Raw genomic sequence first — 21,505 nt, 5'->3', positions numbered from 1 at the left:
TTTACACAAGGACGGTTGCACACCCTGTCAAGTTATGGTACAATAGCGGCAGTGTCGCCAAAGGCGAGGGGCGTCAGAGACGTCCGGCCATGGTATCTCTATGGTACAATGGAACACAGGAAAAATCAACAAGAAGGGCGAGGTGCCAACCATGGCAGATTTGCAAATGCTTTCCTACAAGCTGGAGGACCTCCAGTTTTTCAACAAGCTGGACAAGGCTGGGCAGGTCCAGCTGGAGAACAACTCCAATTTCACCGTTAAGTACAACGCCGACTCCACCAAGTGCGTGGCCAAGCTGTATCAGTGCGTGAAGGACAAGACCGACAACCCCGATCACCGTTTCTTCGCCTCTGTGGAGCTGGTGGGCCTGTTCCAGGTCACTGGTGAGGTCACCGACGACGATAAGAAGGAGTTCCACGTGCGCTGCTACGAGCAGCTGTTCTGCTACGCCGACACCCTGGTCAGCCGGGTGTGCGAGGCCGGCGGTATGCCCAACTTCCGCCTGCTGCGCCGTCCCATGACCAAGGACTCTGTGCAGGTCAAGCAGCCCAACCAGAACAAGTAATTCCATAAAAAATGGGTCGGACCTTGGTCCGACCCATTTTTTTAACTTTTTTCCTCGAAGGTGGCCCCGCAGGAGCGGCAGTGGACGGTGATGCGTCCCTTGCCCCGGGGCACCCGCATCTGCTGGCCGCAGCTGGGGCACTTGAAGTAACGGTGCTCCCGGTCTTTCATCCGGGTGCGGAAGGTGCGGAATTTATGTTGGATGGGCCGGACAATCTGGAGAAACCGGGTGTTTTCTGCCTGACGGCGGTAGATGTCCCGGGACAGCATCCGAAACAGCACCACCAGTAATAGTACCAGTACGATCATGTCCAGCACCCACAGCCCGGTGAGGAAAAACACCAGGTAGAGCACCAGATAGGTGACCGTGAGAAACAGATTGAGTTGGTCCATGCCATAGCGGCCAGTCATAAAACGGCTGAGATATTGACGAATCACAGGTTCTTACCTCCTGACAGCCTAAGGCGTCGCTGTATTGTTTACTATTATGATAATCGCAACCCTTGGCAACGTCAATGGGGTAACGGTAAACAAAATGTGAATTTGACCGTTGTGTCACGGAAAAAAGGCTGATATAATGGCAGGCAGTACGAAATATGGAGGGATGGTCCCATGCCACGCATTGACAAGACAAACTATTATCTGGACATTGCACAGACGGTGTCCGAGCGCTCCACCTGCCTGCGCCGCCACTATGGGGCCATCATCGTCCAAAACGACGAGATCGTGTCCACCGGCTACAACGGCGCTCCCCGGGGCCGGAAAAACTGCATCGACCTGGGCTACTGCACCCGGGAGGCCATGAACATCCCCTCCGGGGAGCGGTACGAGCTGTGCCGTTCGGTGCACGCCGAGGCCAACGCCATCATCTCTGCCTCCCGCCGGGAAGTGCTGGGGGCTACCTTATATATGGTGTGCGTCAACCCCAAGACCCGCACCCTTCTGGCCGGGTCCACCTCCTGCTCCATGTGCCGCCGCCTCATCATCAATGCGGGTATCTCCCGGCTGGTCATCCGGGATACGGAGACGGAGTACCGCATTGTGGATGTGGAGAAGGAGTGGATTGAGGAGGACGAGTCTCTGCCCAGCCACCTGAGAGAGGGGCAGGGGAGTTCTTGCAGTTGCAGCGGTGGCTGCTGCTGTGGCTAATGAATAATGAATAGTGAAGAATGAATAATTGTGGTGTGCCGCAATGCGGCACGGATTTCAATTTGAGGCAGTGACTTGAGGGCACGGCAAAAGGCTCCCTCCGGGAGGGAGGCTTTGGGCTGGCAGGTATCGGAAGCCCGGCTCCCGGCGGCGGGAACGCCGCACACACCAGAGTAGGCCCGGATGTGAAAACTGCCTGACTATAGGGCCAGTTGCCCAAGGGAGCCTGGTGTGGTGGCACAAACAGGAGCCACAGCAAGGGTGACGGGCCGGAAATCTCCTTGACGCAGTTCCAGCCTCGTACCCCAAGGGAGGTTCTTAGGGGGGAACGCCCTAAGCGGGTTTTGGTTTCTTTTGCCCGCTCAAAAGAAACCCCCAGCGGGTAGCGTCCCCGCCAGGCTGGCAAGCCTGAACCGGAGAGCATGGAGAAGGTCAATCTGCACACAAAACTCCATGGATTTTCGCCCCGAACTGGTGGAGTTTCAGGGGTAAAAATCTCGAATTTTCCCTTGACTTTACAAAGTGTATATAGTACAATAATCAAGCGCCTGCAAAGGGTGCACTATGCGATGATGCGGGAGATTGCTCGTGAAAACGAGGTAACTTCCGCGGAGTATGTCCGAGAATCGGGCGGCTGAGAGACTCAGTTCACGGCGTATATCGCCGGGAAATGGGTGAAACCGGCCAGCTTTTGTGCCGGTTTTATTCATGCCCCAGAGTGATACGCACGGAAACGTGGACGGAGTTTTTCACCGTACGAAGGGACGACCAATCATCACTTCGTATGTTATTAAGGAGGAAAACCCAAATGGCAGCTCAGAAAGAAATGATTCGCATTCGGCTCAAGGCTTACGATCATCAGCTGATCGACCAGGCCGCCGAGAAGATCGTGGAGACCGCCAAGCGCTCCGGCGCCACCGTCTCCGGCCCCATCCCCCTGCCCACCAAGAAGGAAGTGGTCACCATCCTGCGCGCTGTCCACAAGTACAAGGACAGCCGTGAGCAGTTTGAGCGTCGCACTCACAAGCGTCTGATCGACGTGGTGAAGCCCTCTGCCAAGACTGTGGAGGCTCTGATGAGCCTGGACCTGCCCGCTGGCGTGGACATCGAGATCAAGCTGTAAGGAAGCGTGGAAAAGCCGGGAGCAGGAAGCTTGGACCGTAGCGAGCGTTTCAAAGGAGAAGTGAGCAGCACTTCGAGTTTGGAAAGCGAGTCGAAGGGGAAGCGACCGTCGCGAAGGCTTTGGAACGTGACAACATTACAACTGACTCTCACACAACTTTGTTGTACCCGCAGCTCACCGCTGAAATTGAGGTGAGCGGGTCATGTTGGAAAACCAATGAGCACCCAATGTCTCACGTTTTTCAACCAATAACCTTATTAAGGAGGAATACACATGGAAAAGGCCATTATCGGCAAGAAGCTGGGCATGACCCAGATCTTCGATGAAGCCGGCAAGGTCATCCCGGTCACTGTCATCCAGGCAGGCCCCTGCACCGTGGTGCAGAAGAAGACCGAGGAAAAGGACGGCTACACCGCCGTTCAGCTGGGATTTGAGGAAGTTCCCGAGCGCAAGCTGTCCAAGCCCGAGGTGGGCCACAGCAAGAAGTCCGGCAAGGTCCTGCGCGTCCTGAAGGAGTTCAAGCTGGATAACGCCGCCGAGCTCAACGTGGGCGACGAGATCAACGCCACCGTGTTCGCCGTGGGCGATCGCGTGGACGTGACCGGCATCAGCAAGGGTCACGGCTATCAGGGCGTCGTCAAGCGCTGGGGCGCTCACACCCTGAAGAATACCCACGGTACCGGCCCTGTGCACCGTCACGCCGGTTCTATGGGCTCCAGCACCGATCCTTCCCGCATCTTCAAGGGCAAGATCGGCGCCGGCCAGATGGGCAACGAGCAGGTCACTGTGATGAACCTGGACGTTGTGGTGGTCGACGAGGAGATGGGCCTGGTTGCCGTGCGCGGCGCTATCCCCGGCCCCAAGGGCGGCGTGGTCGCTCTGCGCAGCTCCGTCAAGAAGGTCATGGAGAAGAAGGTCACCGAGGCTGGCCGCGTCAATCCTCAGAAGGCTTCCGCCCGTGTCAATCCCCAGAAGGCCTCTGCGCGTAACAAGTAAGAAAGGAGAGAATGACAAATGCCTAAAGCTAACCTTTATGATATGGCCGGTAAGCAGATCGGCGAGGTCGAGCTCTCCGAGTCCATCTTCGGCATCGAGCCCAACCAGTACGTCGTTCACGATGTGGTCAAAAATCACCTGGCCAACTGCCGTCAGGGCACTCAGAGCGCTCTGACCCGTGCCGAGGTTTCCGGCGGCGGCCGCAAGCCCTGGCGCCAGAAGGGCACCGGTCACGCCCGTCAGGGTTCCACCCGTGCTCCTCAGTGGACCCACGGCGGTATCGTGTTCGCTCCCAAGCCCCGGGATTACAGCTACACCCTCAACAAGAAGGTGAAGCGTCTGGCCCTGAAGTCCGTTCTGTCCGCTAAGGCTGCCTCCGGCAACCTGCTGGTGGTGGACGGCCTGGGCATGAACGAGATCAAGACCCGTACCTTCCAGGGCTTCCTGAATGCCGTGGAGGCCGACAAGGCTGTGGTTGTCACCAGCTGCGCCAACGTGGTCAAGTCCGCTCGCAACATTCCCGGCGTGGTCACCACTCCCGCCAACCTGATCAATGTCTATGACATTGTCAACGCCAACCAGCTGATCATCGACAAGGCTGCGCTGGCCACCATCGAGGAGGTGTTCGCCTAATGAAGACCGCTTACGATATCATCAAGCGCCCCATCGTCACCGAGCAGTCCATGATGCTGGCCACCGAGAAGAAGTACACCTTCGAGGTCGCCAAGGACGCCAACAAGATCGAGATCGCCAAGGCGGTGGAGGAGATCTTCGGCGTGAACGTGGCGAAGGTTAACACCCTGAACATGCAGGGTAAGGTCAAGCGCATGGGCCGTTATCCCCAGGGCCGTCGGGCCAGCTGGAAGAAGGCCGTTGTGACTCTGACCGAGGAGTCCAAGACCATCGAGTTCTTCGAGGGTATGGTGTAAGAGGAGGAAATTGAACTATGGCTATTCGCGTATACAAGCCCACAACGCCCTCCCGCCGTCACATGACTGTGTCCGCCTTCGAGGGCATTGATAAGAAGGCCAAGCCGGAGCGCTCCCTCACCGAGGTGCTCCAGAAGCACGCCGGCCGTAACAGCTACGGCCGCATCACCGTCCGCCACCGCGGCGGCGGCAACAAGCGCAAGTACCGTATCATCGACTTCAAGCGTGATAAGGTGGGCAGCGCTACCGTCATCAACCTGCAGTACGACCCCAACCGCTCCGCCAACATCGCCCTCATCGAGTATGAGGACGGCGAGCGCCGTTATATCCTGGCTCCCGTGGGCATCAAGGCCGGCCACATCATCATGACCGGCGCCGACGCCGACATCCTGCCCGGCAACTGCCTGCCCATCGCCAACATCCCCGTGGGTGAAATGATCCACTGCATCGAGCTGTATCCCGGCAAGGGCGCTCAGCTGGTTCGTTCCGCTGGCGTGGCCGCTCAGCTGATGGCTAAGGAGAACGGCATGGCTCAGGTGCGTCTGCCCTCCGGCGAGGTCCGCCTCATCCGTGAGGAGTGCAAGGCCACCATCGGCCAGGTTGGCAACACCGACTGGGCTAACATCCACATCGGTAAGGCCGGCCGTAAGCGTCACATGGGCTGGCGTCCCACCGTGCGTGGCTCCGTCATGAACCCCAATGACCACCCCCACGGCGGTGGTGAGGGCAAGAGCCCCGTGGGCCGTCCCGGTCCTGTCACTCCCTGGGGCAAGCCTGCTATGGGTTACAAGACCCGCAAGAAGAAGAACCCCACCGACAAGTTCATCGTCAAGCGTCGTAACGGTAAGTAAGGAGGCAGTAAAAGATGAGCAGAAGTATCAAGAAAGGCCCCTTTTGCGCTCCCGAGCTGCTGAAGCGGGTCGACGAAATGAACAAGGCCAACGAGAAGAAGGTTCTGAAGACCTGGAGCCGCGCCTCCACCATCTTCCCCTCCTTCGTGGGCCACACCTTTGCTGTGCATGATGGCCGCAAGCACGTGCCCGTGTACGTCACCGAGGACATGGTCGGCCACAAGCTGGGCGAGTTTGCTCCCACCCGTACCTTCAAGGGTCACGCTGGCAGCAAGACTGGTAAGTAAGGAGGAGAGATAGAATGGAAGCTAAAGCAACACTGAGATACATTCGTATCTCTCCCCGCAAGGTCGGCATTCTGTGCGACCTGATCCGTGGCAAGAGCATTGCTCAGGCCAACGCCATCCTGGCTCTGACCCCCAAGGCCGCTGCTGAGCCCCTGATGAAGCTGGTCAACAGCGCCGCCGCCAATGCCGAGAACAACCACGGCATGGACCCCGAGAAGCTGTACGTTGCTGCCACCTTCGCCACCCCCGGCCCCATCATCAAGCGCTTCATGCCCCGGGCCCAGGGTCGTGCCTATCGCATAAACAAGAGAACTTCTCACGTGACCGTTGTGGTCAAAGAGCGCTAAGTAAGGAGGTCAAAGAGTAATGGGACAGAAAGTTAACCCCCACGGCCTTCGCGTGGGCGTCATCAAAGACTGGGACTCCCGTTGGTATGCCCGCAATGAGAAAGTGGGCGACCTCCTGGTTGAGGACTACAATCTCCGCCGCGATCTGAAGAAGCGGCTCTACTCCGCCGGCGTGCCCAAGATCGAGATCGAGCGTGACAACGCCAAGATCCGCATCTATGTGCACTGCGCCCGTCCCGGTGTCGTCATCGGCAAGGGCGGCGAGGAGATCGAGAAGCTGCGCGTGGAGCTGGAGAAGAAGCTGGGCAAGCCCGTGGCTCTCAACATCGTTGAGGTCAAGAACGTGGACACCAACGCTCAGCTGGTGGCTGAGAACATCGCTCAGCAGCTGGAAAAGCGCATCGCGTTCCGCCGCGCTATGAAGAACGCCATGGGCCGCGCTATGCGCATGGGCGCCCTGGGCATCAAGGTGCAGGCTTCCGGCCGTCTCAACGGCGCTGAGATCGCCCGCACCGAGCAGTACCACGACGGCACCATCCCCCTGCAGACCCTGCGTGCCGACATCGAGTACGGCTTTGCTGAGGCTGCCACCACTTATGGCCGCATCGGCATCAAGGTGTGGATCTACAAGGGCGAGGTTCTCACTCAGACCCTGCGCACCACTCCCCGCACCATCGACACCAAGAACTACAAAGAGCGTGAGCAGCGCCCCCGTCGTGACCGCCGCAATGGCGATCGCCGCAACGGTGGTGACCGTCGCCAGGGCGGCTTCAACCGCAATGGTGGCAACCGCCAGGGCCGTCCCGCTGCTAAGGAAGGAGGCGCCCAGTAATGCTGCTGCCTAAGAGAGTGAAATATCGCCGCGTGCACCGTGGTCGTATGACCGGCGTCGCCACCCGTGGCAACACCATCGCTTACGGTGAGTTCGGCCTGGTGACCACCGAGCCCGCTTGGATCACCGGTAACCAGATCGAGGCCGCCCGTGTGGCCATGACCCGTTACACCAAGCGTGGCGGTAAGGTCTGGATCAAGATCTTCCCCGACAAGCCCGTGACCAAGAAGGCCCTGGGTACCCGAATGGGTTCCGGTAAGGGCGCTCCCGAGTACTGGGTTGCCGTTGTCAAGCCCGGCCGTGTCATGTTCGAGATCGCCGGCGTTTCCGAGGAGGTCGCCCGTGAGGCCCTCCGTCTGGCCAGCCACAAGCTGCCTGTCAAGTGCAAGATTATCAAGAAAGAGACGAATGGTGGTGAATGAAGATGAAAGCTAACGAAGTCCGTAAGATGAGCGCAACCGAGCTGGAGACCAAGCTGGTGGAGCTGAAGAAGGACCTGTTCAACCTCCGTCTTCAGCACGCCACCAATCAGCTGGAAAATCCCATCCGCATCGCAGAGGTTAAGAAAGACATTGCCCGAGTCAAGACCATCCTGCGTGAGCAGCAGGGCCGATAAGGAGGAGTAAACGATGAGCGAAGTGAGAACCTCTTCTCGTAAGACCAGAGTCGGCCTGGTGGTTTCGGATAAGATGGATAAGACCGTGGTGGTCGCCATCGCCGACCGCGTGGCCCACCCTCTGTATAAGAAGATTGTCAAGCGCACCTACAAGCTGAAGGCTCACGACGAGCTGAACCAGTGCGGCGTAGGTGACCGTGTTCGTGTGATGGAGACCCGCCCCCTGTCCAAGGACAAGCGCTGGCGCGTGGTTGAGATCATCGAGAAGGCGAAGTAAGAAGGAGGTGCCAGTATGATTCAGGAAGAAAGCTATCTGAAGGTTGCCGACAACACCGGCGCCAAGGAGATCAAGACCATCCGCGTACTGGGCGGCTCCAAGCGCAAGTTTGGTAACATCGGCGACGTGGTGGTCGCCTCCGTACGCAAGGCCGCTCCCGGCGGCACCGTGAAGAAGGGCGAAGTGGTCAAGGCCGTTATCGTCCGCTCCAAGCGCGGCGTGCGCCGTGCCGACGGCAGCTATGTGCGTTTCGACGACAACGCCGCCGTTATCATCCGCGACGACAAGAACCCCCGCGGCACCCGTATCTTTGGCCCAGTGGCTCGTGAGCTGCGTGACAAGGACTACATGAAGATCCTGTCCCTGGCTCCCGAAGTGCTGTAAGAGGGGGGTTACGAGGTATGAGTATGAACGTAAAGAAGAACGATACCGTGGTTGTCCTGTCCGGTAAGGACAAGGGCAAGCAGGGCAAGGTCCTGTCCGTCAACCCCGAGGCCGGCAAGGTGGTCGTGGAGGGCGTCAGCGTCGCTACCCGTCACCAGAAGGCTCGCCGTCAGGGCGAGGAGGGTGGCATCGTCAAGAAGGAGACCCCCATCTACGCCTGCAAGGTTATGACCGTGTGCCCCAAGTGCAACAAGGCCACCCGCGTCGCCCACAAGATCGTGGACGGCAAGAAGGTGCGCGTGTGCAAGCACTGCGGCGCTGAAATCTGAGAAAGAGGAGGAGTATAGAAAATGGCTAACCCCAATCTGAAGGCTAAGTACAATGCCGAGATCGCTCCTGCTCTGATGCAGAAGTTCGGCTACAAGTCCACCATGGAGATCCCCCGCATCCACAAGATCGTGGTGAACGTGGGCTGTGGTGAGGCCCGCGACAACGCCAAGGTGCTGGAGTCCGTGGTCAACGACCTGGCCACCATCACCGGCCAGAAGCCCGTCATCACCCGGGCCAAGAAGTCCGTGGCTAACTTCAAGCTCCGTGAGGGCATGCCCATCGGCGCTAAGGTCACCCTGCGCCAGGACAAGATGTGGGAGTTCATGGATCGTCTGTTCAACGTGGCCCTGCCCCGTGTGCGTGACTTCCGTGGCATCAACCCCAACGCCTTCGACGGCCGCGGCAACTACGCCCTGGGCCTGAAGGAGCAGCTGATCTTCCCCGAGATCGAGTACGATAAGATCGACAAGATCCGTGGTATGGACATCGTCATCTGCACCACTGCTAAGACGGACGAGGAGGCCAAGGAGCTGCTGACTCTCCTGGGCGCTCCCTTCACCACCAACGGTTAATGGAAGGAGAAACCAGCTATGGCTAAGAAGTCTATGATTCTCAAGCAGCAGGCTGAGCCCAAGTTCTCCAGCCGCCGCTACAACCGCTGCAAGATCTGCGGTCGCCCCCACGCTTACCTCCGGGACTACGGCATCTGCCGTATCTGCTTCCGCGAGCTGGCCTACAAGGGCCAGATTCCTGGCGTGAAGAAGGCCTCCTGGTAATTTGCCGCAAAACGGTCGAATACCGGAGAAAAATTTGGATAACAAGTCCCAGGCGGGGGGTTGCACCCCCGCCTATGGGCATGTTATAATAAATCGTTGGCCACCGTGCCAATGGTAAAAGAGACCCCCAGCGTGGGAAAAGACGGACAAAAGGTCGGAGGAACCAACCTAGCCTTCGATACCTTTCCGCCTGTACGGGCATCAAGCCCGTAAATTTTATAGGAGGTAAAAATCATGCAAATCACCGATCCCATTGCGGATATGCTCACTCGCATCCGCAACGCGAACAACGCAAAGCATGACACCGTGGATGTTCCTGCTTCTAACATGAAGAAGGCCATCGCTCAGATTCTGCTGGACGAGGGCTATATCAAGAACTTCCAGACCATCAACGATGGTACCCAGGGTGTCATCCGCATCACTCTGAAGTATGTGCAGCCCGGCAAGGAGAAGGCCATCACTGGTCTGCGCCGGGTGTCCAAGCCCGGCCTGCGTGTGTACGCTGGCGCTGAGGAGCTGCCCCGCGTGCTCCGTGGCCTGGGCATTGCTATCGTGTCCACTTCCAAGGGCGTCATGACCGACAAGAAGGCCCGCGAGGCCCATGTCGGCGGCGAAGTCCTGGCTTTCGTTTGGTAAGGAGGGTATAGGAATGTCTAGAATTGGTAGAGCTCCTATCGCCGTCCCCGCCGGCGTGGAGGTAAGCATTGCGGACAACAACGTGGTCACCGTCAAGGGCCCCAAGGGCACCCTGGTGGAGCAGTTCCACCCCAACATGACCATCACTCTGGCTGACGGCGTCATCACCGTCACCCGTCCCAACGATCTGAAGGAGAACCGTGCGCTCCACGGTCTGACCCGCACCCTGGTGCACAACATGATCGTGGGTGTCACCGAGGGCTACAAGAAGTCCCTGGACGTCAACGGCGTAGGTTACCGTGTGGCTCTGGAGGGCGGCAAGCTGGTGATGAACCTGGGCTTCTCTCACCAGGTCATCATGGAGGCTCCCGAGGGCATCACCATCGAGGTTCCCAACCAGAACCAGATCATCATCGCAGGCTTCGACAAGCAGCTGGTTGGCCAGTTCGCTGCCAAGGTCCGCGAGAAGCGTCCCCCCGAGCCCTACAAGGGTAAGGGTATTAAGTACTCTGACGAGGTCATCCGCCGCAAGGTTGGTAAGACCGGTGCTAAGAAGTAATTAAGGAGGTGTGCCGATTATGATTAACAGACCCAACACTAAGGCTCAGCGCCTGCATCGTCATAAGCGCGTTCGTGGTAAGGTGTCCGGCACCTCCGAGCGTCCCCGTCTGAATGTGTTCCGCAGCGAGACCAACATCTATGCTCAGATCATCGACGACACCAAGGGTGTGACCCTGGTTTCCGCTTCTTCCCTGGAGAAGGGCTTTGAAGGCTCCGGCAGCAACTGCGAAGCTGCCAAGAAGGTGGGCGAGGCCATTGCCGAGCGCGCCCGTGCCAAGGGCATCGAGGCTGTTGTGTTCGACCGTGGTGGCTACCTGTACCACGGCCGCGTGAAGGCTCTGGCCGAGGGCGCCCGTGAGGGCGGCCTGCAGTTCTAAGGGAGGAGGAAGAAAGTATGGCTCGTTTTGAGAAAGAACCCAAGGAGTTCGTAGAGAAGGTTGTGTACCTCAACCGCGTCTCCAAGACCGTCAAGGGCGGCCGTGTGGCCAAGTTCTCCGCCCTGGTTGTTGTGGGCGACGAGAAGGGCAAGGTCGGCTACGGCCTGGGCAAGGCCGCTGAGGTGGCCGAGGCCATCCGCAAGGGCATCGAGGATGCCAAGAAGAACATGGTGACCGTGACCCTGTCCGGCACCACCATTCCCCACGAGGTCATCGGTGAGTTCGGCGCTGGCCGCGTGCTCCTCAAGCCCGCTTCCAAGGGTACCGGTATCATCGCCGGCGGCCCCGTGCGTGCTGTGATGGAGGCCGCGGGTGTGTCCGACATCCGTGCCAAGTGCCTGCGCACCAACAACCCCCAGAACGTGGTGGCTGCCACCATGGCTGGCCTGAAGGCTCTGCGCAGCCCCGCTGAAGTCGCTCGTATCCGCGGCAAGAGCGTGGAAGAAATCATCGGTTAAGGAGGCTCACGACTATGGCTAACATTGAAATCAAGCTCGTCAAGAGCCTGAACGGCCGTCTGGCCAAGCACAAGGCCACTGCCGAGGCTCTGGGCCTGCGTCACATCGGCGATGTGACCGTGCAGCCCGACAACGCTGCTACCCGCGGCAAGATTGCCGCCATCGGTTACCTGCTCCAGGTCACCGAGAACGCCTAAGGAGGTGCCCAACATGAATCTGCATACTCTCTCTCCCGCCGCTGGTTCCACTCAGGTGGGCAAGCGCAAGGGCCGCGGCCCCGGTTCCGGTAACGGCAAGACTGCCGGCCGTGGACACAAGGGTCAGTGGGCTCGTTCCGGCGGCGGTGTCCGTGTGGGCTTCGAGGGCGGCCAGATGCCTCTGGCTCGTCGTCTGCCCAAGCGTGGTTTTAACAACATTTTTGCCAAGCGTCTGGAGACCATCAATGTCTCCGCTCTGAACAAGTTCGAGGATGGCGCCACCGTCAACGCCTGCGACCTGCTGGAGCAGGGCATCCTCTCCAAGTGCGAGTACGGCGTTAAGGTGCTGGGCAACGGCGAGATCACCAAGAAGCTCACCGTGCGTGCTTCCGCGTTCTCCGCCTCCGCGAAAGAGAAGATCGAAAAGGCAGGCGGTACAGCGGAGGTGATCTGACATGATTCAGACCATCCGTAGTGCCTGGAAGGTGCAAGAGCTGCGCAACAAGCTGCTGTTTACCATCTTTGCTCTGCTGATTTTCCGGATTGGTTCTGCCATTCCCGTCCCCTTCATTGATACCGAATCTCTGAAGACCTACATGGCCTCTCAGTCTTCCAGTATCTTTGGTCTGCTCAATGTCATGAGCGGCGACGCCTTTGCGCAGGCTACCGTCTTCGCTCTGTCCATCCAGCCCTATATCAACAGCTCCATCATTGTGCAGCTGCTGACCATCGCCATCCCCGCTCTGGAGAAGATGGCTCGGGACGAGGGCGAGGAGGGCAAGAAGAAGATCGCCGCCATCACCCGTTACGCCACTGTGGCCATCGCCCTGCTTCAGGCCTTTGGCTACTACAAGCTCATCAGCTACTACGAACTGGTGGCTGACGGCCTGTGGCCCGCTTTCGTCATCATCTTTGCCTTCACCGCCGGCTCCGCCTTCCTGATGTGGCTGGGCGAGCAGATCACCGAGTTCGGTGTGGGCAATGGTATTTCCATCATCCTGTTCGGCGGTATCATTGCCCGGGGACCCCACATGGTCTCCTCCATGATCAACGGCGTGCGCGTGTGGGCCTCCGGCTCCACCTCCGCCACCACCGCCTCCCTGCACCCCGCGTTCATCCCCCTGATTCTGGTGGGTATCCTGCTGCTGGTGGTGTTCATCGTGTTCATCACCAACTCCGAGCGCCGCGTGCCCGTGCAGTACGCCAAGCGGGTGGTGGGTCGCAAGATGTACGGCGGTCAGTCCAGCCATATTCCCATCAAGGTGAATATGTCCGGCGTGATGCCCATCATCTTCGCTCAGGCCATCGCCTCCATCCCCGCCACCATCGGCATGTTCGTGCCCTCTGCTCAGACCGAGGGCTCTGGCTGGAACACCTTCCTGAAGGTGTTTGACTCCAACGGCCTGATCTATTGCGTGGTGTACTTCCTGCTGATCATCGTGTTCAGCTACTTCTACAACACCATTCAGTTCAACCCCGTGGAGATCGCCAACAACCTCAAGAAGAACGGCGGCTTCGTGCCCGGCTTCCGTCCCGGCAAGCCCACCGCTGACTTCTTGGCCCGCGTCATCAATCGCCTGACCATGTTCGGCGCCATCTACCTGGCTGTGGTAGCCCTGCTGCCCGCCATCACCGGTAACATCATGCTGGCCTTTGGCAGCTCCGCTGGCAACAGCCTGGCCATCGGCGGTACTTCCATCATCATCGTGGTGGGCGTCGCCCTGGAGACCGTGAAGGTTCTGGAGGCTCAGCTGATGATGCGCCACTACAAGGGTTTCCTGGAGTAATTGGAGAAGGTGAACGAGATGAAGCTGATTATGCTGGGCGCCCCTGGCGCCGGTAAGGGTACTCAGGCCGCTATCTTGAGCGAGAAGCTGGGTATCCCCACCATTTCCACTGGTAACATCCTGCGCTCTGCCGTGAAGAACGGCACCCCCGTGGGATTGGAGGCCAAGAGCTACATGGACGCCGGGAAACTGGTCCCCGACCAGGTCATCATCGGCATCGTGGCTGAGCGCTTGGCCCAAGATGACTGCTCTAAGGGTTACATTCTGGACGGCGTGCCCCGCACCATCGCCCAGGCTGAGGCTCTGGAGCAGGCCGGCGTGGTGTTCGACCACGTCCTGTCCATCGAGATCTCCGACGAGGAGATCAAGAAGCGCATGAGCGGCCGCCGCTTCTGCGCTTCCTGCGGCGCCACCTACCACGTGGTCAACGCTCCTTCCAAGGTGGAGGGCGTGTGCGACAAGTGTGGCGGCACCCTGGAGCTGCGGGACGACGACAAGCCCGAGACCGTCCAGCACCGCCTGGAGGTCTATCATGCCGAGACCGAGCCTCTCAAGGCGTTCTATGCTGAGCGGAATCTGCTCTGCTCTGTGGACAATCAGTCCAGCATCGAGGCCACCACTGAGGTCATCGAGAAGGCTCTGGGGATCTAAACGATGGAGCTGATTACGCTCAAGTCGTCCAGAGAGCTGGACGCAATGCGCCGCGCGGGCCGCATCGCCGCCCAGGCCAGAGAGCTGGCCGGGCGGATGGTGGCCCCCGGCGTGACGACCTTAGACATTGATACCGCGGTACGCAAGTTCATCGAGAGCCAGGGAGCGAAACCTTCCTTCCTGGGCTACGGCGGATTCTCCGGATCTGCCTGCATCTCGGTCAACGACGTGGTCATCCACGGCATCCCTTCCAAGAAGGTGGTGCTGAAAGAGGGTGACATCGTCAGCGTAGACGTGGGTGCCTGCATCGATGGTTTCCACGGCGACTGTGCTGCCACCTATCCCTGCGGGAAGATCTCCGAAGAGGCAGCGCGCCTCATCGAGGTCACCCAGCAGAGCTTCTGGGAAGGCATGAAGCACGCCAAGGCCGGCCAACGAGTGTCCGACATCTCCCATGCCGTTCAGAAGTATGTGGAGAGCTTCGGCTACTCGGTCGTTCGCGACTTCGTTGGCCACGGTGTGGGCGCGAAACTCCACGAGGCCCCCGAGGTGCCCAACTACGGTCCCGCTGGCCACGGCCCCCGGCTCCAACCCGGCATGACCATTGCCGTGGAGCCCATGGTGTGTGCCGGTGACTGGCAGGTAAAGGTGCTCAAGGACGGCTGGACCACCGTGACGGTGGACGGCTCTCTGGCGGCCCATTACGAAAACACCGTACTCATCACCGACGGAGAGGTCGAGATTCTCACCCAATGCGGAGAGATGTGACATGAGTTTCCAACAAGCCCAAATCGTGCGCTCCCTCAGCGGCCACGACAAGGACCAGCTGTTCTGTGTCCTGGCCGTGGATGGCAGCTTCGTGCTGCTGGCAGATGGGAAGCGGCGGCGGGTGGAGAACCCCAAGCGCAAAAACGTCAAGCACGTCCAGTGCGTGGGAGAGTTTCACCACCCAACCATCGAAAAAGTCCGGGCCGGCGAACCTGTCCGCAACCGCGAGCTGCGGGCGGCGTTGGCGGCCATCCGGGACGAAATGGAGGTATGAAGCTTTGGCGAAGGACGATATGATCGAGCTGGAGGGCGTCGTCACCGAGGCCCTGCCCAATACGACTTTCAATGTGGACATCGGGAACGGACACATCATCCTGGCCCACATTTCCGGCAAGCTGCGCATGAACTTCATCCGCATCCTGCCCGGCGACAAGGTCACCGTACAGATGTCGCCCTACGACCTGACCAGGGGTCGCATCACCTGGCGAAGCAAGTAAGAGATAACACGACCGAGAAGGGCCGGGGCCTTGCCTCCGCCCAACTCGGGGCCATCAGGCATTCACAGGAGGTTAACCGATATGAAAGTAAGACCGTCTGTCAAGCCCATGTGCGAGAAGTGCAAGATCATCAAGCGCAAGGGCAAAGTAATGGTCATTTGTGAAAACCCCAAGCACAAGCAGAGACAAGGTTAAAGGAGGGGCAAGGAGAATATGGCACGTATTGCAGGCATTGATCTGCCTAAGGAGAAGCGAGTCGAGATCGGACTCACCTATATCTACGGCATTGGCCGTACCAGCGCTACCAAGATTCTGGAGAAGGCTGGCATTAACCCTGATACCCGCGTGAAGGACCTCACCGACGCCGATGAGGCCAAGCTGCGTGAGATCATCAGCCACGACTACGTGGTGGAGGGCGACCTGCGCCGTAATGTGGCTATGGACATCAAGCGTCTGACCGAGATCGGCTGCTACCGTGGTGTCCGTCACCGCAAGGGCTTGCCCGTCCGCGGCCAGCGTTCCAAGACCAACGCTCGTACCCGCAAGGGTCCCAAGCGCACTGTGGCGAACAAGAAGAAGTAAGGAGGGATTAGACACATGGCTACTGCTAAGAAAGTGATCAAGCGCCGTCGTGAGCGCAAGAACGTGGAGAAGGGTCAGGTGCACATCCGTTCCTCCTTCAACAACACCATGGTTACTGTGACCGACATGCAGGGCAACGCCCTGTCCTGGGCTTCCTCCGGCGAGATGGGCTTCCGTGGCTCTCGTAAGTCCACCCCCTTCGCCGCCCAGACCGCTGCTGAGACTGCCGCCAACGCTGCCATCGAGCAGTGCGGCCTCAAGAGCGTTGAGGTGTACGTCAAGGGTCCCGGCCAGGGCCGTGAGGCCGCCATCCGGGCTCTGCAGGCCGTGGGCCTGGAAGTCACCCTGATCAAGGACGTGACCCCCGTGCCCCACAACGGCTGCCGTCCCCCCAAGCGCCGCCGCGTGTAATCTGGAAGGAGGAAAAGCAATATGGCTAAGAATATGCAGCCCTATCTGAAGCGTTGCAGAACCCTGGGCATCTCTCCCGCCACCATGGGCGTGAATAAGGAGTCCAACCGGAACCCCGGCCCCCAGCGCCGCAGCAAGAAGAGCGAGTACGCTCTGCAGCTGACTGAGAAGCAGAAGGTGAAGTTCATCTACGGCGTGCTGGAGAAGCAGTTCCGTTCCTACTACGAGAAGGCCGCTCGCATGAAGGGCAACACCGGCGACGAGCTGATGACCCTGCTGGAGCGCCGCCTGGACAACGTGGTGTACCGTCTGGGTCTGGCCAGCACCCGCCGCGAGGCCCGTCAGCTGGTCAACCACGGCCATTTCACCGTCAACGGCAAGCGCGTGAACATCCCCTCCTACCTGGTGAAGGTGGGCGAGGAGATCGCCGTGTGCGAGAAGAGCCGTTCTTCCGCCAAGTTCAAGAAGCTGGTGGAGGAGGATAAGTTCGTGGCCGCTCCCGCCTGGCTGGAGAAGACCAAGAACGCTCCTCTCCAGGGCAAGGTCGTGGCCATGCCCACCCGTGAGGATATCGACTTCGAGGTCGCTGTCAACCTGATCGTGGAGTTGTACTCCAAGTAATCGTCACCCTCAACTCAAGCAGTTCGCAACCGTTTTGGAAGCTACGCCACAGTAAAAGGAGGGTATTCACGATATGGTAGAAATTCAGAAGCCGCGCATTGAGTGCATCGAGAACGTGGGTGAGGAGACCTACGGCAAGTATGTCGTAGAGCCTCTGGAGCGGGGCTACGGCACCACCATTGGCAACTCCCTGCGCCGCATCCTTCTGTCCTCTCTGCCCGGCACCGCAGTGACCACGGTGAAAATCGCCGGCGTCCAGCACGAGTTCTCCACCATCCCCGGGGTGAAGGAGGACGTGACCCAGATCGTTCTGAACATCAAGGGCATCATTGCCAAGCTGTACAGCGAAGGGGTCAAAACCGTCTATATCGAGGCCTCCGGTGAGGGGGTCGTGACGGCTGGTGACATCAAGGCCGACAGCGATGTGGAGATTCTCAACCCTGAGCATCACATCGCCACTCTGGGCCCCGATGCCACTCTGAACATGGAGCTGACCTTGTCCCAGGGCCGTGGCTACGTCACCGCCGACCGGAACAAGAATGCTCAGACGGTCATCGGCGTCATTCCCGTGGACTCTGTGTACACCCCTGTGCGCAAGGTCAACTACACCGTGGAGAACACCCGCGTGGGAGACGCCACCGACTACGACAAGCTGACCCTGGAGGTCTGGACCAACGGCACCATTTCCGCCCGGGACGCCGTGTCCCTGGGCGCCCGCATCCTGCTGGACCACTTCACCCTCTTCACCGATCTCTCTGAGACCATGGGCTCCAAGTCCACCGTGGTGGAGAAGGCTGAGACCCAGCGCGATAAGGTGCTGGAGCTGACCATCGAGGAGCTGGACCTGTCCGTCCGTTCCTTCAACTGCCTCAAGCGCGCCAACATCAACACCGTGGAGGACTTGATCTCCAAGACCGAGGACGAGATGATGAAGGTGCGGAACCTGGGCCGCAAGTCCCTGGAAGAGGTCATCAACAAGCTGGCGATGATGGGTCTGTCTCTCGCTAGTGAAGAGAACTAATTAATAGTGTGTGCAATCCCCACGGGGCAACCCGTGGGGGCCCACTTCAGGCAGGGTAGAGGGTATGTAACGTTCCTCCTCACCCACACGCAAGTGTCCCCCATCCGGGTGCCAGAACGAATTTGAATGAGATCTCGCAACGCGAGGTCGGAGGAGTGTTAAAAATGGCTCAGAACCGTAAGCTGGGTAAGACCAGCGATCAGCGCCGCGCCATGCTGCGCGCCATGACCACCTACCTGCTGGAGAATGGTCAGATCAAGACCACCTACGCCCGCGCTAAGGAGGTCGCCCCCATTGCCGAGAAGATGATCACCCTGGCTAAGAAGAACAACCTGGCTTCTTACCGTCAGGTGCTCAGCTACATCACCAAGGAGGATGTGGCTAAGAAGCTCTTCGACGAGATCGGCCCCAAGTACGCCGACCGCAATGGCGGTTACACCCGTGTGCTGAAGATGGGTCCCCGTCGCGGCGACGCCGCCGAGATGGCCATCATCCAGCTGGTGTAATGGAATACGGGCTACCGTATTAGAACAAAAAGAGCCTGGACTCACGAGTTCTCGTGGGCCCAGGCTTTTTTGCATCTGTACAAGGGGGCGATTTTGTGCTATACTGACAAAAAGAGGACGGATTTCTCCGCCTTCTGTTGTGAGAATTGGGAAGAAAAGGGGGCGTCATCATGAAAAAGCGTAGAAAATTGGTGGCCATGGCCGGGGCAGCGGTACTGGCCCTGTCTCTCACCGCCTGCGGCAGCATCAGCCTGAACCTGGGCAGCGAGAAGAGCCGCATGGAGGGCTATGTCCAGGGCTATTTGGACCTGACATACCTGGGCAAGCTCAACAAGGACTATCAGACCGAGATGGAGCTGTCCGAGGAGGAGGCCCAACAGCAGTACGAAGAGGGCATCCAGGTGGAAGTGGAGTTCTTTGAAAGCGGCATTGGCCTCATTGACTACCCCACCGAGGAGATCACCCAGCGGTTGACTGAGCTGTACAAGGAGATTTACAGCCACAGCGACTACACCGTGGGGGCTGCCACCAAGCTGGACAGCGGCAACTACGCCGTGGAGGTGACGGTGCGCCCCATTGACCTCATGACCAAGGTGACCTCGGACGACTTCGAGAAAATCTTCGAGCAGATTCTGGCGGACCGGGGCATCACCACCCAGGAGCAGCTGGAGGCCCTCAGCGAGGAGGAGTACCAGGAGATCGACGCGGTGTACGCCGAGAAGATCGTGGACCTGTTGGAGAAGGAGCTGCCCAACACCGGAAACGGGGAGGCGGAGACCTTCACCGTGCAGATTGAGGACGACGGGAACATCTGGACCCCCTCTCAGGACGACTTTAACTCCATTGATCTGGCCATGATCGACTACAGCAACTTTGGATATTGACGAAGCGAGACAGATAAGCGGCGGGTGGAAGAACTCCACCCGCCGCTGTTTTCCTGCGAAACTTCCACACCTCTTAGAGGTTTTTGTGGAAGTATTCCTCCAGCACCCCCCACTCGGAGAAGGGCAGGCGCAGCCCACAGGTCTCAATGTACCCTTCGTGGCCCTTGCCCAGCAGGGCCACCATATCTCCGGGCTGGGCCAGGTCCAGGGCCCGGAAAATGGCCTCTCTCCGGTCGTAGATCACCTCCCAGGGGATTTGACGGCCCAGGGCCTGGGTGATGGAGCGGCAGATGTCCTCCACCGGCTCCCACCGGGGGTTGTCGGTGGTGACGATGGCGCAGTCTGCCAGTTCCGCCGCCACTTGGGCCATGTCCAGCCGCCGCATGGGGGGACGGTTGCCCCCGGCCCCAAACACCACAATGATGTTCCCGTGGGGGTAGCAGTGGAGGCAGCTCAAAATGGCCCGGAAGCTGGCGGCGTTATGGGCGTAGTCCACCACCACCCGAATTCCCCGGTGGTTGGGGAATACCTGGGCCCGCCCGGGCACGGCGGCCTCCTCCAGCCCCTGGCGGATGGCCTCTTCCGCCAGCCCCAGCTGGCGACACACCGCCACCGCCGCCAGGGCGTCCTGGACGTGGTGCCGCCCGGGGAGGGGGATGGTATAGGGGGTGTCACAGCCCGCCACCGTGAAGCGGCTGCCCAGGGCACTGGGAGCCTCTATGGGGGCCACCGTGACCCCTTGCACGTCGCAGGTGGGGGAGAACCCGAAGGTGGCCACCGGGGCCTCTGGGGGCAGCTGAGCGGCCATCTGGGGCCAGGCCATGTCCTCTCCATTGCCCACCGCTCCGGCGCACTGGGCGAAGAAGGCGGCCTTGCAGGCGGCGTACTCGGTGTAGTCGGCGTGTTCTCCGGGGCCGATGTGGTCGGGGGAGAGATTGAGGAAGACCCCGGCGGCGAAGGTGAGCCCCGCCACCCGGTGGTGCTTCATGGCCTGGGAGGACACCTCCATCACCACGTGGGTGCACCCCTGGGCCACCATATCACTCAGAAGTTGGTGGAGGAGCAGGGGGGCCGGGGTGGTGTTGGGGCAGTCGGCCCACTTGTCCCGGCCTATGTATGCCCCCATGGTTCCGATCATCCCCGCTGTGTGCCCGGCAGCTAGAAGAATGTCCCGCACCATGTGGGCGGTGGTGGTCTTGCCCTTGGTGCCGGTGATGCCGATGAGAGTCAGGCTCTTGGCGGGGTGGCCATAAAAGGCGGCGGCCAGGTGGGCCAGGGCGTCCCGGGGCTCTTCCACCACAAAGAGGGGGACGGAGCAGGGCAGGGACACCGGGGAGACCACGGCGGCGGCCCCCCGGTCCACGGCCTGGGCGATGTACTGGGTGCCGTCGGCGTGTTCGCCGGGAATGGCCACGAAGAGGGCGCCGGGGGTGACGGTGCGGGAGTCGCAGGAGAGGGAGGAAATGTCCACATCCTGGTCACAGGAGTGGCCGAGCACGGCCAGCAAAGGGGCAAGTTTCATGGGTCAACACCTCTGGATGAGAGATTTTGACCCAGTCTATGCAGGGTTGATGGGCGTGGTTCCCACGCTCAAAGAAGGGGAGTTGTCTGCCGTTAGGCAGACTTGTTCTTCTAAACGGCCTAGTCTCAGGCTTGCCAGCCTGGGGGACGCTCCGCTGGGGTCCATTTTGACTGGCCAAAATGGACGAAAAGCCACAAAAGGGGCCCGCCCCTTTTGAAACCCCAATGATTTTATTTTGTTTTGTGCGGTGGGGCCGTAGTCGGCCCTGGACCTGGAGAGGTCACATAGATGGCGTATAGCCTCTCTGGGATATACCTACTCCGCTGATAGATTCCGTTTCTCTTGCCAGGGCCTCAAGTTTGGCGGTGTGCGGCCGATTCCCGGCCGCCGTGGGCCGGGGGGACCAGAAAGGGCCGAAACCTGGAGAAACGTGCACTATCCCGGCAGTAATAGAGAAAATCAGAGCTTTTTACTCCCTTGGTATGGTACTTGCTTTTCGGCCCGG

The 21,505-nt window shown here is 59.7% G+C and carries 37 protein-coding genes; 35 read left to right on the top strand and 2 right to left on the bottom strand.

The genetic code is table 11. The features are described from left to right. Positions 1-151 precede the first annotated feature (151 nt). On the top strand, positions 152-565 hold the full coding sequence (locus tag B5F12_RS03850; RefSeq protein WP_158096737.1) for a protein-export chaperone SecB: 414 nt from the start codon (positions 152-154) through the stop codon (positions 563-565). A gap of 41 nt (positions 566-606) precedes the next feature. Here B5F12_RS03850 and B5F12_RS03845 read toward each other — a convergent pair whose 3' ends face one another. Next, positions 607-1,002, bottom strand: a complete 396-nt coding sequence (locus B5F12_RS03845) for a hypothetical protein (protein ID WP_087230565.1) — start codon at positions 1,000-1,002, stop codon at positions 607-609. 174 nt (positions 1,003-1,176) lie between these two features. Between B5F12_RS03845 and B5F12_RS03840 the strand changes: the two genes are divergently transcribed. From B5F12_RS03840 to B5F12_RS03675, 34 genes are all read left to right on the top strand, one after another. Beyond that, entirely contained in the window at positions 1,177-1,713 is a 537-nt protein-coding gene (locus tag B5F12_RS03840) for a dCMP deaminase family protein (protein ID WP_087230562.1), read from the top strand. A gap of 808 nt (positions 1,714-2,521) precedes the next feature. After that, positions 2,522-2,836, top strand: coding sequence for a 30S ribosomal protein S10 (gene rpsJ, locus B5F12_RS03835; RefSeq protein WP_087230559.1), 315 nt, complete (start codon positions 2,522-2,524; stop codon positions 2,834-2,836). Positions 2,837-3,109: 273 nt separating this feature from the next. Further along, a complete protein-coding gene (gene rplC, locus B5F12_RS03830) occupies positions 3,110-3,832 on the top strand; it encodes a 50S ribosomal protein L3 (protein WP_087230556.1) in 723 nt (240 codons plus the stop codon). Positions 3,833-3,850: 18 nt separating this feature from the next. Continuing rightward, positions 3,851-4,465 (top strand): 50S ribosomal protein L4, encoded by a 615-nt coding sequence (rplD, locus tag B5F12_RS03825; protein WP_087230553.1) that lies wholly within the window; start codon positions 3,851-3,853, stop codon positions 4,463-4,465. Next, positions 4,465-4,761 (top strand): 50S ribosomal protein L23, encoded by a 297-nt coding sequence (gene rplW, locus B5F12_RS03820; protein ID WP_087230550.1) that lies wholly within the window; start codon positions 4,465-4,467, stop codon positions 4,759-4,761. Before rplD ends, rplW begins: the two co-directional genes overlap by 1 nt. Positions 4,762-4,778: 17 nt before the next feature. Continuing rightward, on the top strand, positions 4,779-5,612 hold the full coding sequence (rplB, locus tag B5F12_RS03815; RefSeq protein ID WP_087230548.1) for a 50S ribosomal protein L2: 834 nt from the start codon (positions 4,779-4,781) through the stop codon (positions 5,610-5,612). 14 nt (positions 5,613-5,626) lie between these two features. Then, positions 5,627-5,899, top strand: coding sequence for a 30S ribosomal protein S19 (gene rpsS / locus B5F12_RS03810; RefSeq protein WP_087230545.1), 273 nt, complete (start codon positions 5,627-5,629; stop codon positions 5,897-5,899). A 14-nt stretch (positions 5,900-5,913) separates the two neighbouring features. Further along, complete coding sequence (gene rplV, locus B5F12_RS03805) at positions 5,914-6,246, top strand: 50S ribosomal protein L22 (protein ID WP_087230542.1); 333 nt, start codon at positions 5,914-5,916, stop codon at positions 6,244-6,246. 19 nt (positions 6,247-6,265) lie between these two features. Continuing rightward, positions 6,266-7,078, top strand: coding sequence for a 30S ribosomal protein S3 (rpsC, locus tag B5F12_RS03800; protein WP_087230539.1), 813 nt, complete (start codon positions 6,266-6,268; stop codon positions 7,076-7,078). Then, positions 7,078-7,500, top strand: coding sequence for a 50S ribosomal protein L16 (gene rplP / locus B5F12_RS03795; protein WP_087230536.1), 423 nt, complete (start codon positions 7,078-7,080; stop codon positions 7,498-7,500). Before rpsC ends, rplP begins: the two co-directional genes overlap by 1 nt. Before the next feature lie 2 nt (positions 7,501-7,502). Beyond that, positions 7,503-7,694, top strand: coding sequence for a 50S ribosomal protein L29 (gene rpmC / locus B5F12_RS03790; RefSeq protein WP_143482197.1), 192 nt, complete (start codon positions 7,503-7,505; stop codon positions 7,692-7,694). A 13-nt stretch (positions 7,695-7,707) separates the two neighbouring features. Then, positions 7,708-7,971 (top strand): 30S ribosomal protein S17, encoded by a 264-nt coding sequence (gene rpsQ / locus B5F12_RS03785; RefSeq protein WP_087230530.1) that lies wholly within the window; start codon positions 7,708-7,710, stop codon positions 7,969-7,971. A gap of 15 nt (positions 7,972-7,986) precedes the next feature. Next, a complete protein-coding gene (gene rplN / locus B5F12_RS03780) occupies positions 7,987-8,355 on the top strand; it encodes a 50S ribosomal protein L14 (RefSeq protein WP_087230527.1) in 369 nt (122 codons plus the stop codon). 17 nt (positions 8,356-8,372) lie between these two features. Beyond that, positions 8,373-8,684, top strand: a complete 312-nt coding sequence (gene rplX / locus B5F12_RS03775) for a 50S ribosomal protein L24 (protein ID WP_087230524.1) — start codon at positions 8,373-8,375, stop codon at positions 8,682-8,684. 21 nt (positions 8,685-8,705) lie between these two features. Further along, positions 8,706-9,257: a 50S ribosomal protein L5 gene (gene rplE, locus B5F12_RS03770; protein ID WP_087230521.1), complete on the top strand. Its 552-nt coding sequence runs from the start codon at positions 8,706-8,708 to the stop codon at positions 9,255-9,257. 18 nt (positions 9,258-9,275) lie between these two features. Further along, entirely contained in the window at positions 9,276-9,461 is a 186-nt protein-coding gene (locus B5F12_RS03765) for a type Z 30S ribosomal protein S14 (protein ID WP_080906393.1), read from the top strand. 234 nt (positions 9,462-9,695) lie between these two features. After that, entirely contained in the window at positions 9,696-10,097 is a 402-nt protein-coding gene (gene rpsH / locus B5F12_RS03760) for a 30S ribosomal protein S8 (protein WP_087230519.1), read from the top strand. A 13-nt stretch (positions 10,098-10,110) separates the two neighbouring features. After that, complete coding sequence (gene rplF, locus B5F12_RS03755; protein ID WP_087230516.1) at positions 10,111-10,656, top strand: 50S ribosomal protein L6; 546 nt, start codon at positions 10,111-10,113, stop codon at positions 10,654-10,656. A gap of 19 nt (positions 10,657-10,675) precedes the next feature. After that, entirely contained in the window at positions 10,676-11,035 is a 360-nt protein-coding gene (gene rplR / locus B5F12_RS03750; RefSeq protein ID WP_087230513.1) for a 50S ribosomal protein L18, read from the top strand. Positions 11,036-11,052: 17 nt separating this feature from the next. Next, positions 11,053-11,553 carry a 30S ribosomal protein S5 gene (rpsE, locus tag B5F12_RS03745; RefSeq protein ID WP_087230510.1) on the top strand — a complete coding sequence of 167 codons (501 nt, stop codon included), beginning with the start codon at positions 11,053-11,055 and terminating at the stop codon, positions 11,551-11,553. 14 nt (positions 11,554-11,567) lie between these two features. Then, a complete protein-coding gene (gene rpmD / locus B5F12_RS03740) occupies positions 11,568-11,750 on the top strand; it encodes a 50S ribosomal protein L30 (RefSeq protein WP_087230507.1) in 183 nt (60 codons plus the stop codon). 13 nt (positions 11,751-11,763) lie between these two features. Then, the gene (rplO, locus tag B5F12_RS03735) at positions 11,764-12,204 is read left to right on the top strand and encodes a 50S ribosomal protein L15 (protein ID WP_087230504.1); all 441 of its coding nucleotides are present in this window, start codon (positions 11,764-11,766) and stop codon (positions 12,202-12,204) included. Position 12,205: 1 nt separating this feature from the next. After that, positions 12,206-13,537 carry a preprotein translocase subunit SecY gene (secY, locus tag B5F12_RS03730; protein ID WP_087230501.1) on the top strand — a complete coding sequence of 444 codons (1,332 nt, stop codon included), beginning with the start codon at positions 12,206-12,208 and terminating at the stop codon, positions 13,535-13,537. 18 nt (positions 13,538-13,555) lie between these two features. Next, positions 13,556-14,188, top strand: coding sequence for an adenylate kinase (locus tag B5F12_RS03725; protein WP_087230746.1), 633 nt, complete (start codon positions 13,556-13,558; stop codon positions 14,186-14,188). Positions 14,189-14,197: 9 nt separating this feature from the next. After that, entirely contained in the window at positions 14,198-14,956 is a 759-nt protein-coding gene (map, locus tag B5F12_RS03720) for a type I methionyl aminopeptidase (RefSeq protein ID WP_087230749.1), read from the top strand. A gap of 1 nt (position 14,957) precedes the next feature. Next, positions 14,958-15,230 carry a KOW domain-containing RNA-binding protein gene (locus tag B5F12_RS03715; RefSeq protein ID WP_087230498.1) on the top strand — a complete coding sequence of 91 codons (273 nt, stop codon included), beginning with the start codon at positions 14,958-14,960 and terminating at the stop codon, positions 15,228-15,230. Positions 15,231-15,234: 4 nt separating this feature from the next. Continuing rightward, positions 15,235-15,453: a translation initiation factor IF-1 gene (gene infA, locus B5F12_RS03710; RefSeq protein WP_087230495.1), complete on the top strand. Its 219-nt coding sequence runs from the start codon at positions 15,235-15,237 to the stop codon at positions 15,451-15,453. 81 nt (positions 15,454-15,534) lie between these two features. Then, positions 15,535-15,648: a 50S ribosomal protein L36 gene (gene rpmJ / locus B5F12_RS03705; RefSeq protein WP_006573428.1), complete on the top strand. Its 114-nt coding sequence runs from the start codon at positions 15,535-15,537 to the stop codon at positions 15,646-15,648. Between the two features lie 18 nt (positions 15,649-15,666). Then, positions 15,667-16,035, top strand: coding sequence for a 30S ribosomal protein S13 (gene rpsM, locus B5F12_RS03700; RefSeq protein WP_087230492.1), 369 nt, complete (start codon positions 15,667-15,669; stop codon positions 16,033-16,035). 15 nt (positions 16,036-16,050) lie between these two features. Further along, complete coding sequence (rpsK, locus tag B5F12_RS03695; RefSeq protein WP_087230488.1) at positions 16,051-16,446, top strand: 30S ribosomal protein S11; 396 nt, start codon at positions 16,051-16,053, stop codon at positions 16,444-16,446. Positions 16,447-16,467: 21 nt separating this feature from the next. Further along, positions 16,468-17,067 (top strand): 30S ribosomal protein S4, encoded by a 600-nt coding sequence (gene rpsD / locus B5F12_RS03690; protein WP_087230483.1) that lies wholly within the window; start codon positions 16,468-16,470, stop codon positions 17,065-17,067. Positions 17,068-17,140: 73 nt separating this feature from the next. Next, positions 17,141-18,088, top strand: coding sequence for a DNA-directed RNA polymerase subunit alpha (locus B5F12_RS03685; RefSeq protein ID WP_087230480.1), 948 nt, complete (start codon positions 17,141-17,143; stop codon positions 18,086-18,088). A gap of 164 nt (positions 18,089-18,252) precedes the next feature. Then, positions 18,253-18,594, top strand: coding sequence for a 50S ribosomal protein L17 (rplQ, locus tag B5F12_RS03680; RefSeq protein WP_087230477.1), 342 nt, complete (start codon positions 18,253-18,255; stop codon positions 18,592-18,594). 170 nt (positions 18,595-18,764) lie between these two features. Then, on the top strand, positions 18,765-19,478 hold the full coding sequence (locus tag B5F12_RS03675) for a hypothetical protein (RefSeq protein ID WP_087230474.1): 714 nt from the start codon (positions 18,765-18,767) through the stop codon (positions 19,476-19,478). Between the two features lie 73 nt (positions 19,479-19,551). Here B5F12_RS03675 and B5F12_RS03670 read toward each other — a convergent pair whose 3' ends face one another. Then, positions 19,552-21,000 (bottom strand): UDP-N-acetylmuramoyl-L-alanyl-D-glutamate--2,6-diaminopimelate ligase, encoded by a 1,449-nt coding sequence (locus B5F12_RS03670; protein WP_087230471.1) that lies wholly within the window; start codon positions 20,998-21,000, stop codon positions 19,552-19,554. Positions 21,001-21,505: the final 505 nt, after the last annotated feature.

Source organism: Pseudoflavonifractor sp. An176, assembly GCF_002160435.1.
Classification (GTDB): domain Bacteria; phylum Bacillota; class Clostridia; order Oscillospirales; family Oscillospiraceae; genus Enterenecus; species Enterenecus faecium.
This window is presented reverse-complemented; position numbering and strand designations above follow the sequence as displayed.

Excerpts from the sequence above, each read along its gene's own strand:
- B5F12_RS03850 (WP_158096737.1), top strand. The coding sequence starts at position 152 with ATGGCAGATTTGCAAATGCTTTCCTACAAGCTGGAGGACCTCCAGTTT.
- B5F12_RS03840 (WP_087230562.1), top strand. The coding sequence starts at position 1,177 with ATGCCACGCATTGACAAGACAAACTATTATCTGGACATTGCACAGACG.
- rpsJ (WP_087230559.1), top strand. The coding sequence starts at position 2,522 with ATGGCAGCTCAGAAAGAAATGATTCGCATTCGGCTCAAGGCTTACGAT.
- rplC (WP_087230556.1), top strand. The coding sequence starts at position 3,110 with ATGGAAAAGGCCATTATCGGCAAGAAGCTGGGCATGACCCAGATCTTC.
- rplD (WP_087230553.1), top strand. The coding sequence starts at position 3,851 with ATGCCTAAAGCTAACCTTTATGATATGGCCGGTAAGCAGATCGGCGAG.
- rplW (WP_087230550.1), top strand. The coding sequence starts at position 4,465 with ATGAAGACCGCTTACGATATCATCAAGCGCCCCATCGTCACCGAGCAG.
- rplB (WP_087230548.1), top strand. The coding sequence starts at position 4,779 with ATGGCTATTCGCGTATACAAGCCCACAACGCCCTCCCGCCGTCACATG.
- rpsS (WP_087230545.1), top strand. The coding sequence starts at position 5,627 with ATGAGCAGAAGTATCAAGAAAGGCCCCTTTTGCGCTCCCGAGCTGCTG.
- rplV (WP_087230542.1), top strand. The coding sequence starts at position 5,914 with ATGGAAGCTAAAGCAACACTGAGATACATTCGTATCTCTCCCCGCAAG.
- rpsC (WP_087230539.1), top strand. The coding sequence starts at position 6,266 with ATGGGACAGAAAGTTAACCCCCACGGCCTTCGCGTGGGCGTCATCAAA.
- rplP (WP_087230536.1), top strand. The coding sequence starts at position 7,078 with ATGCTGCTGCCTAAGAGAGTGAAATATCGCCGCGTGCACCGTGGTCGT.
- rpmC (WP_143482197.1), top strand. The coding sequence starts at position 7,503 with ATGAAAGCTAACGAAGTCCGTAAGATGAGCGCAACCGAGCTGGAGACC.
- rpsQ (WP_087230530.1), top strand. The coding sequence starts at position 7,708 with ATGAGCGAAGTGAGAACCTCTTCTCGTAAGACCAGAGTCGGCCTGGTG.
- rplN (WP_087230527.1), top strand. The coding sequence starts at position 7,987 with ATGATTCAGGAAGAAAGCTATCTGAAGGTTGCCGACAACACCGGCGCC.
- rplX (WP_087230524.1), top strand. The coding sequence starts at position 8,373 with ATGAGTATGAACGTAAAGAAGAACGATACCGTGGTTGTCCTGTCCGGT.
- rplE (WP_087230521.1), top strand. The coding sequence starts at position 8,706 with ATGGCTAACCCCAATCTGAAGGCTAAGTACAATGCCGAGATCGCTCCT.
- B5F12_RS03765 (WP_080906393.1), top strand. The coding sequence starts at position 9,276 with ATGGCTAAGAAGTCTATGATTCTCAAGCAGCAGGCTGAGCCCAAGTTC.
- rpsH (WP_087230519.1), top strand. The coding sequence starts at position 9,696 with ATGCAAATCACCGATCCCATTGCGGATATGCTCACTCGCATCCGCAAC.
- rplF (WP_087230516.1), top strand. The coding sequence starts at position 10,111 with ATGTCTAGAATTGGTAGAGCTCCTATCGCCGTCCCCGCCGGCGTGGAG.
- rplR (WP_087230513.1), top strand. The coding sequence starts at position 10,676 with ATGATTAACAGACCCAACACTAAGGCTCAGCGCCTGCATCGTCATAAG.
- rpsE (WP_087230510.1), top strand. The coding sequence starts at position 11,053 with ATGGCTCGTTTTGAGAAAGAACCCAAGGAGTTCGTAGAGAAGGTTGTG.
- rpmD (WP_087230507.1), top strand. The coding sequence starts at position 11,568 with ATGGCTAACATTGAAATCAAGCTCGTCAAGAGCCTGAACGGCCGTCTG.
- rplO (WP_087230504.1), top strand. The coding sequence starts at position 11,764 with ATGAATCTGCATACTCTCTCTCCCGCCGCTGGTTCCACTCAGGTGGGC.
- secY (WP_087230501.1), top strand. The coding sequence starts at position 12,206 with ATGATTCAGACCATCCGTAGTGCCTGGAAGGTGCAAGAGCTGCGCAAC.
- B5F12_RS03725 (WP_087230746.1), top strand. The coding sequence starts at position 13,556 with ATGAAGCTGATTATGCTGGGCGCCCCTGGCGCCGGTAAGGGTACTCAG.
- B5F12_RS03715 (WP_087230498.1), top strand. The coding sequence starts at position 14,958 with ATGAGTTTCCAACAAGCCCAAATCGTGCGCTCCCTCAGCGGCCACGAC.
- rpmJ (WP_006573428.1), top strand. The coding sequence starts at position 15,535 with ATGAAAGTAAGACCGTCTGTCAAGCCCATGTGCGAGAAGTGCAAGATC.
- rpsM (WP_087230492.1), top strand. The coding sequence starts at position 15,667 with ATGGCACGTATTGCAGGCATTGATCTGCCTAAGGAGAAGCGAGTCGAG.
- rpsK (WP_087230488.1), top strand. The coding sequence starts at position 16,051 with ATGGCTACTGCTAAGAAAGTGATCAAGCGCCGTCGTGAGCGCAAGAAC.
- rpsD (WP_087230483.1), top strand. The coding sequence starts at position 16,468 with ATGGCTAAGAATATGCAGCCCTATCTGAAGCGTTGCAGAACCCTGGGC.
- B5F12_RS03685 (WP_087230480.1), top strand. The coding sequence starts at position 17,141 with ATGGTAGAAATTCAGAAGCCGCGCATTGAGTGCATCGAGAACGTGGGT.
- rplQ (WP_087230477.1), top strand. The coding sequence starts at position 18,253 with ATGGCTCAGAACCGTAAGCTGGGTAAGACCAGCGATCAGCGCCGCGCC.
- B5F12_RS03675 (WP_087230474.1), top strand. The coding sequence starts at position 18,765 with ATGAAAAAGCGTAGAAAATTGGTGGCCATGGCCGGGGCAGCGGTACTG.
- B5F12_RS03670 (WP_087230471.1), bottom strand. The coding sequence starts at position 21,000 with ATGAAACTTGCCCCTTTGCTGGCCGTGCTCGGCCACTCCTGTGACCAG.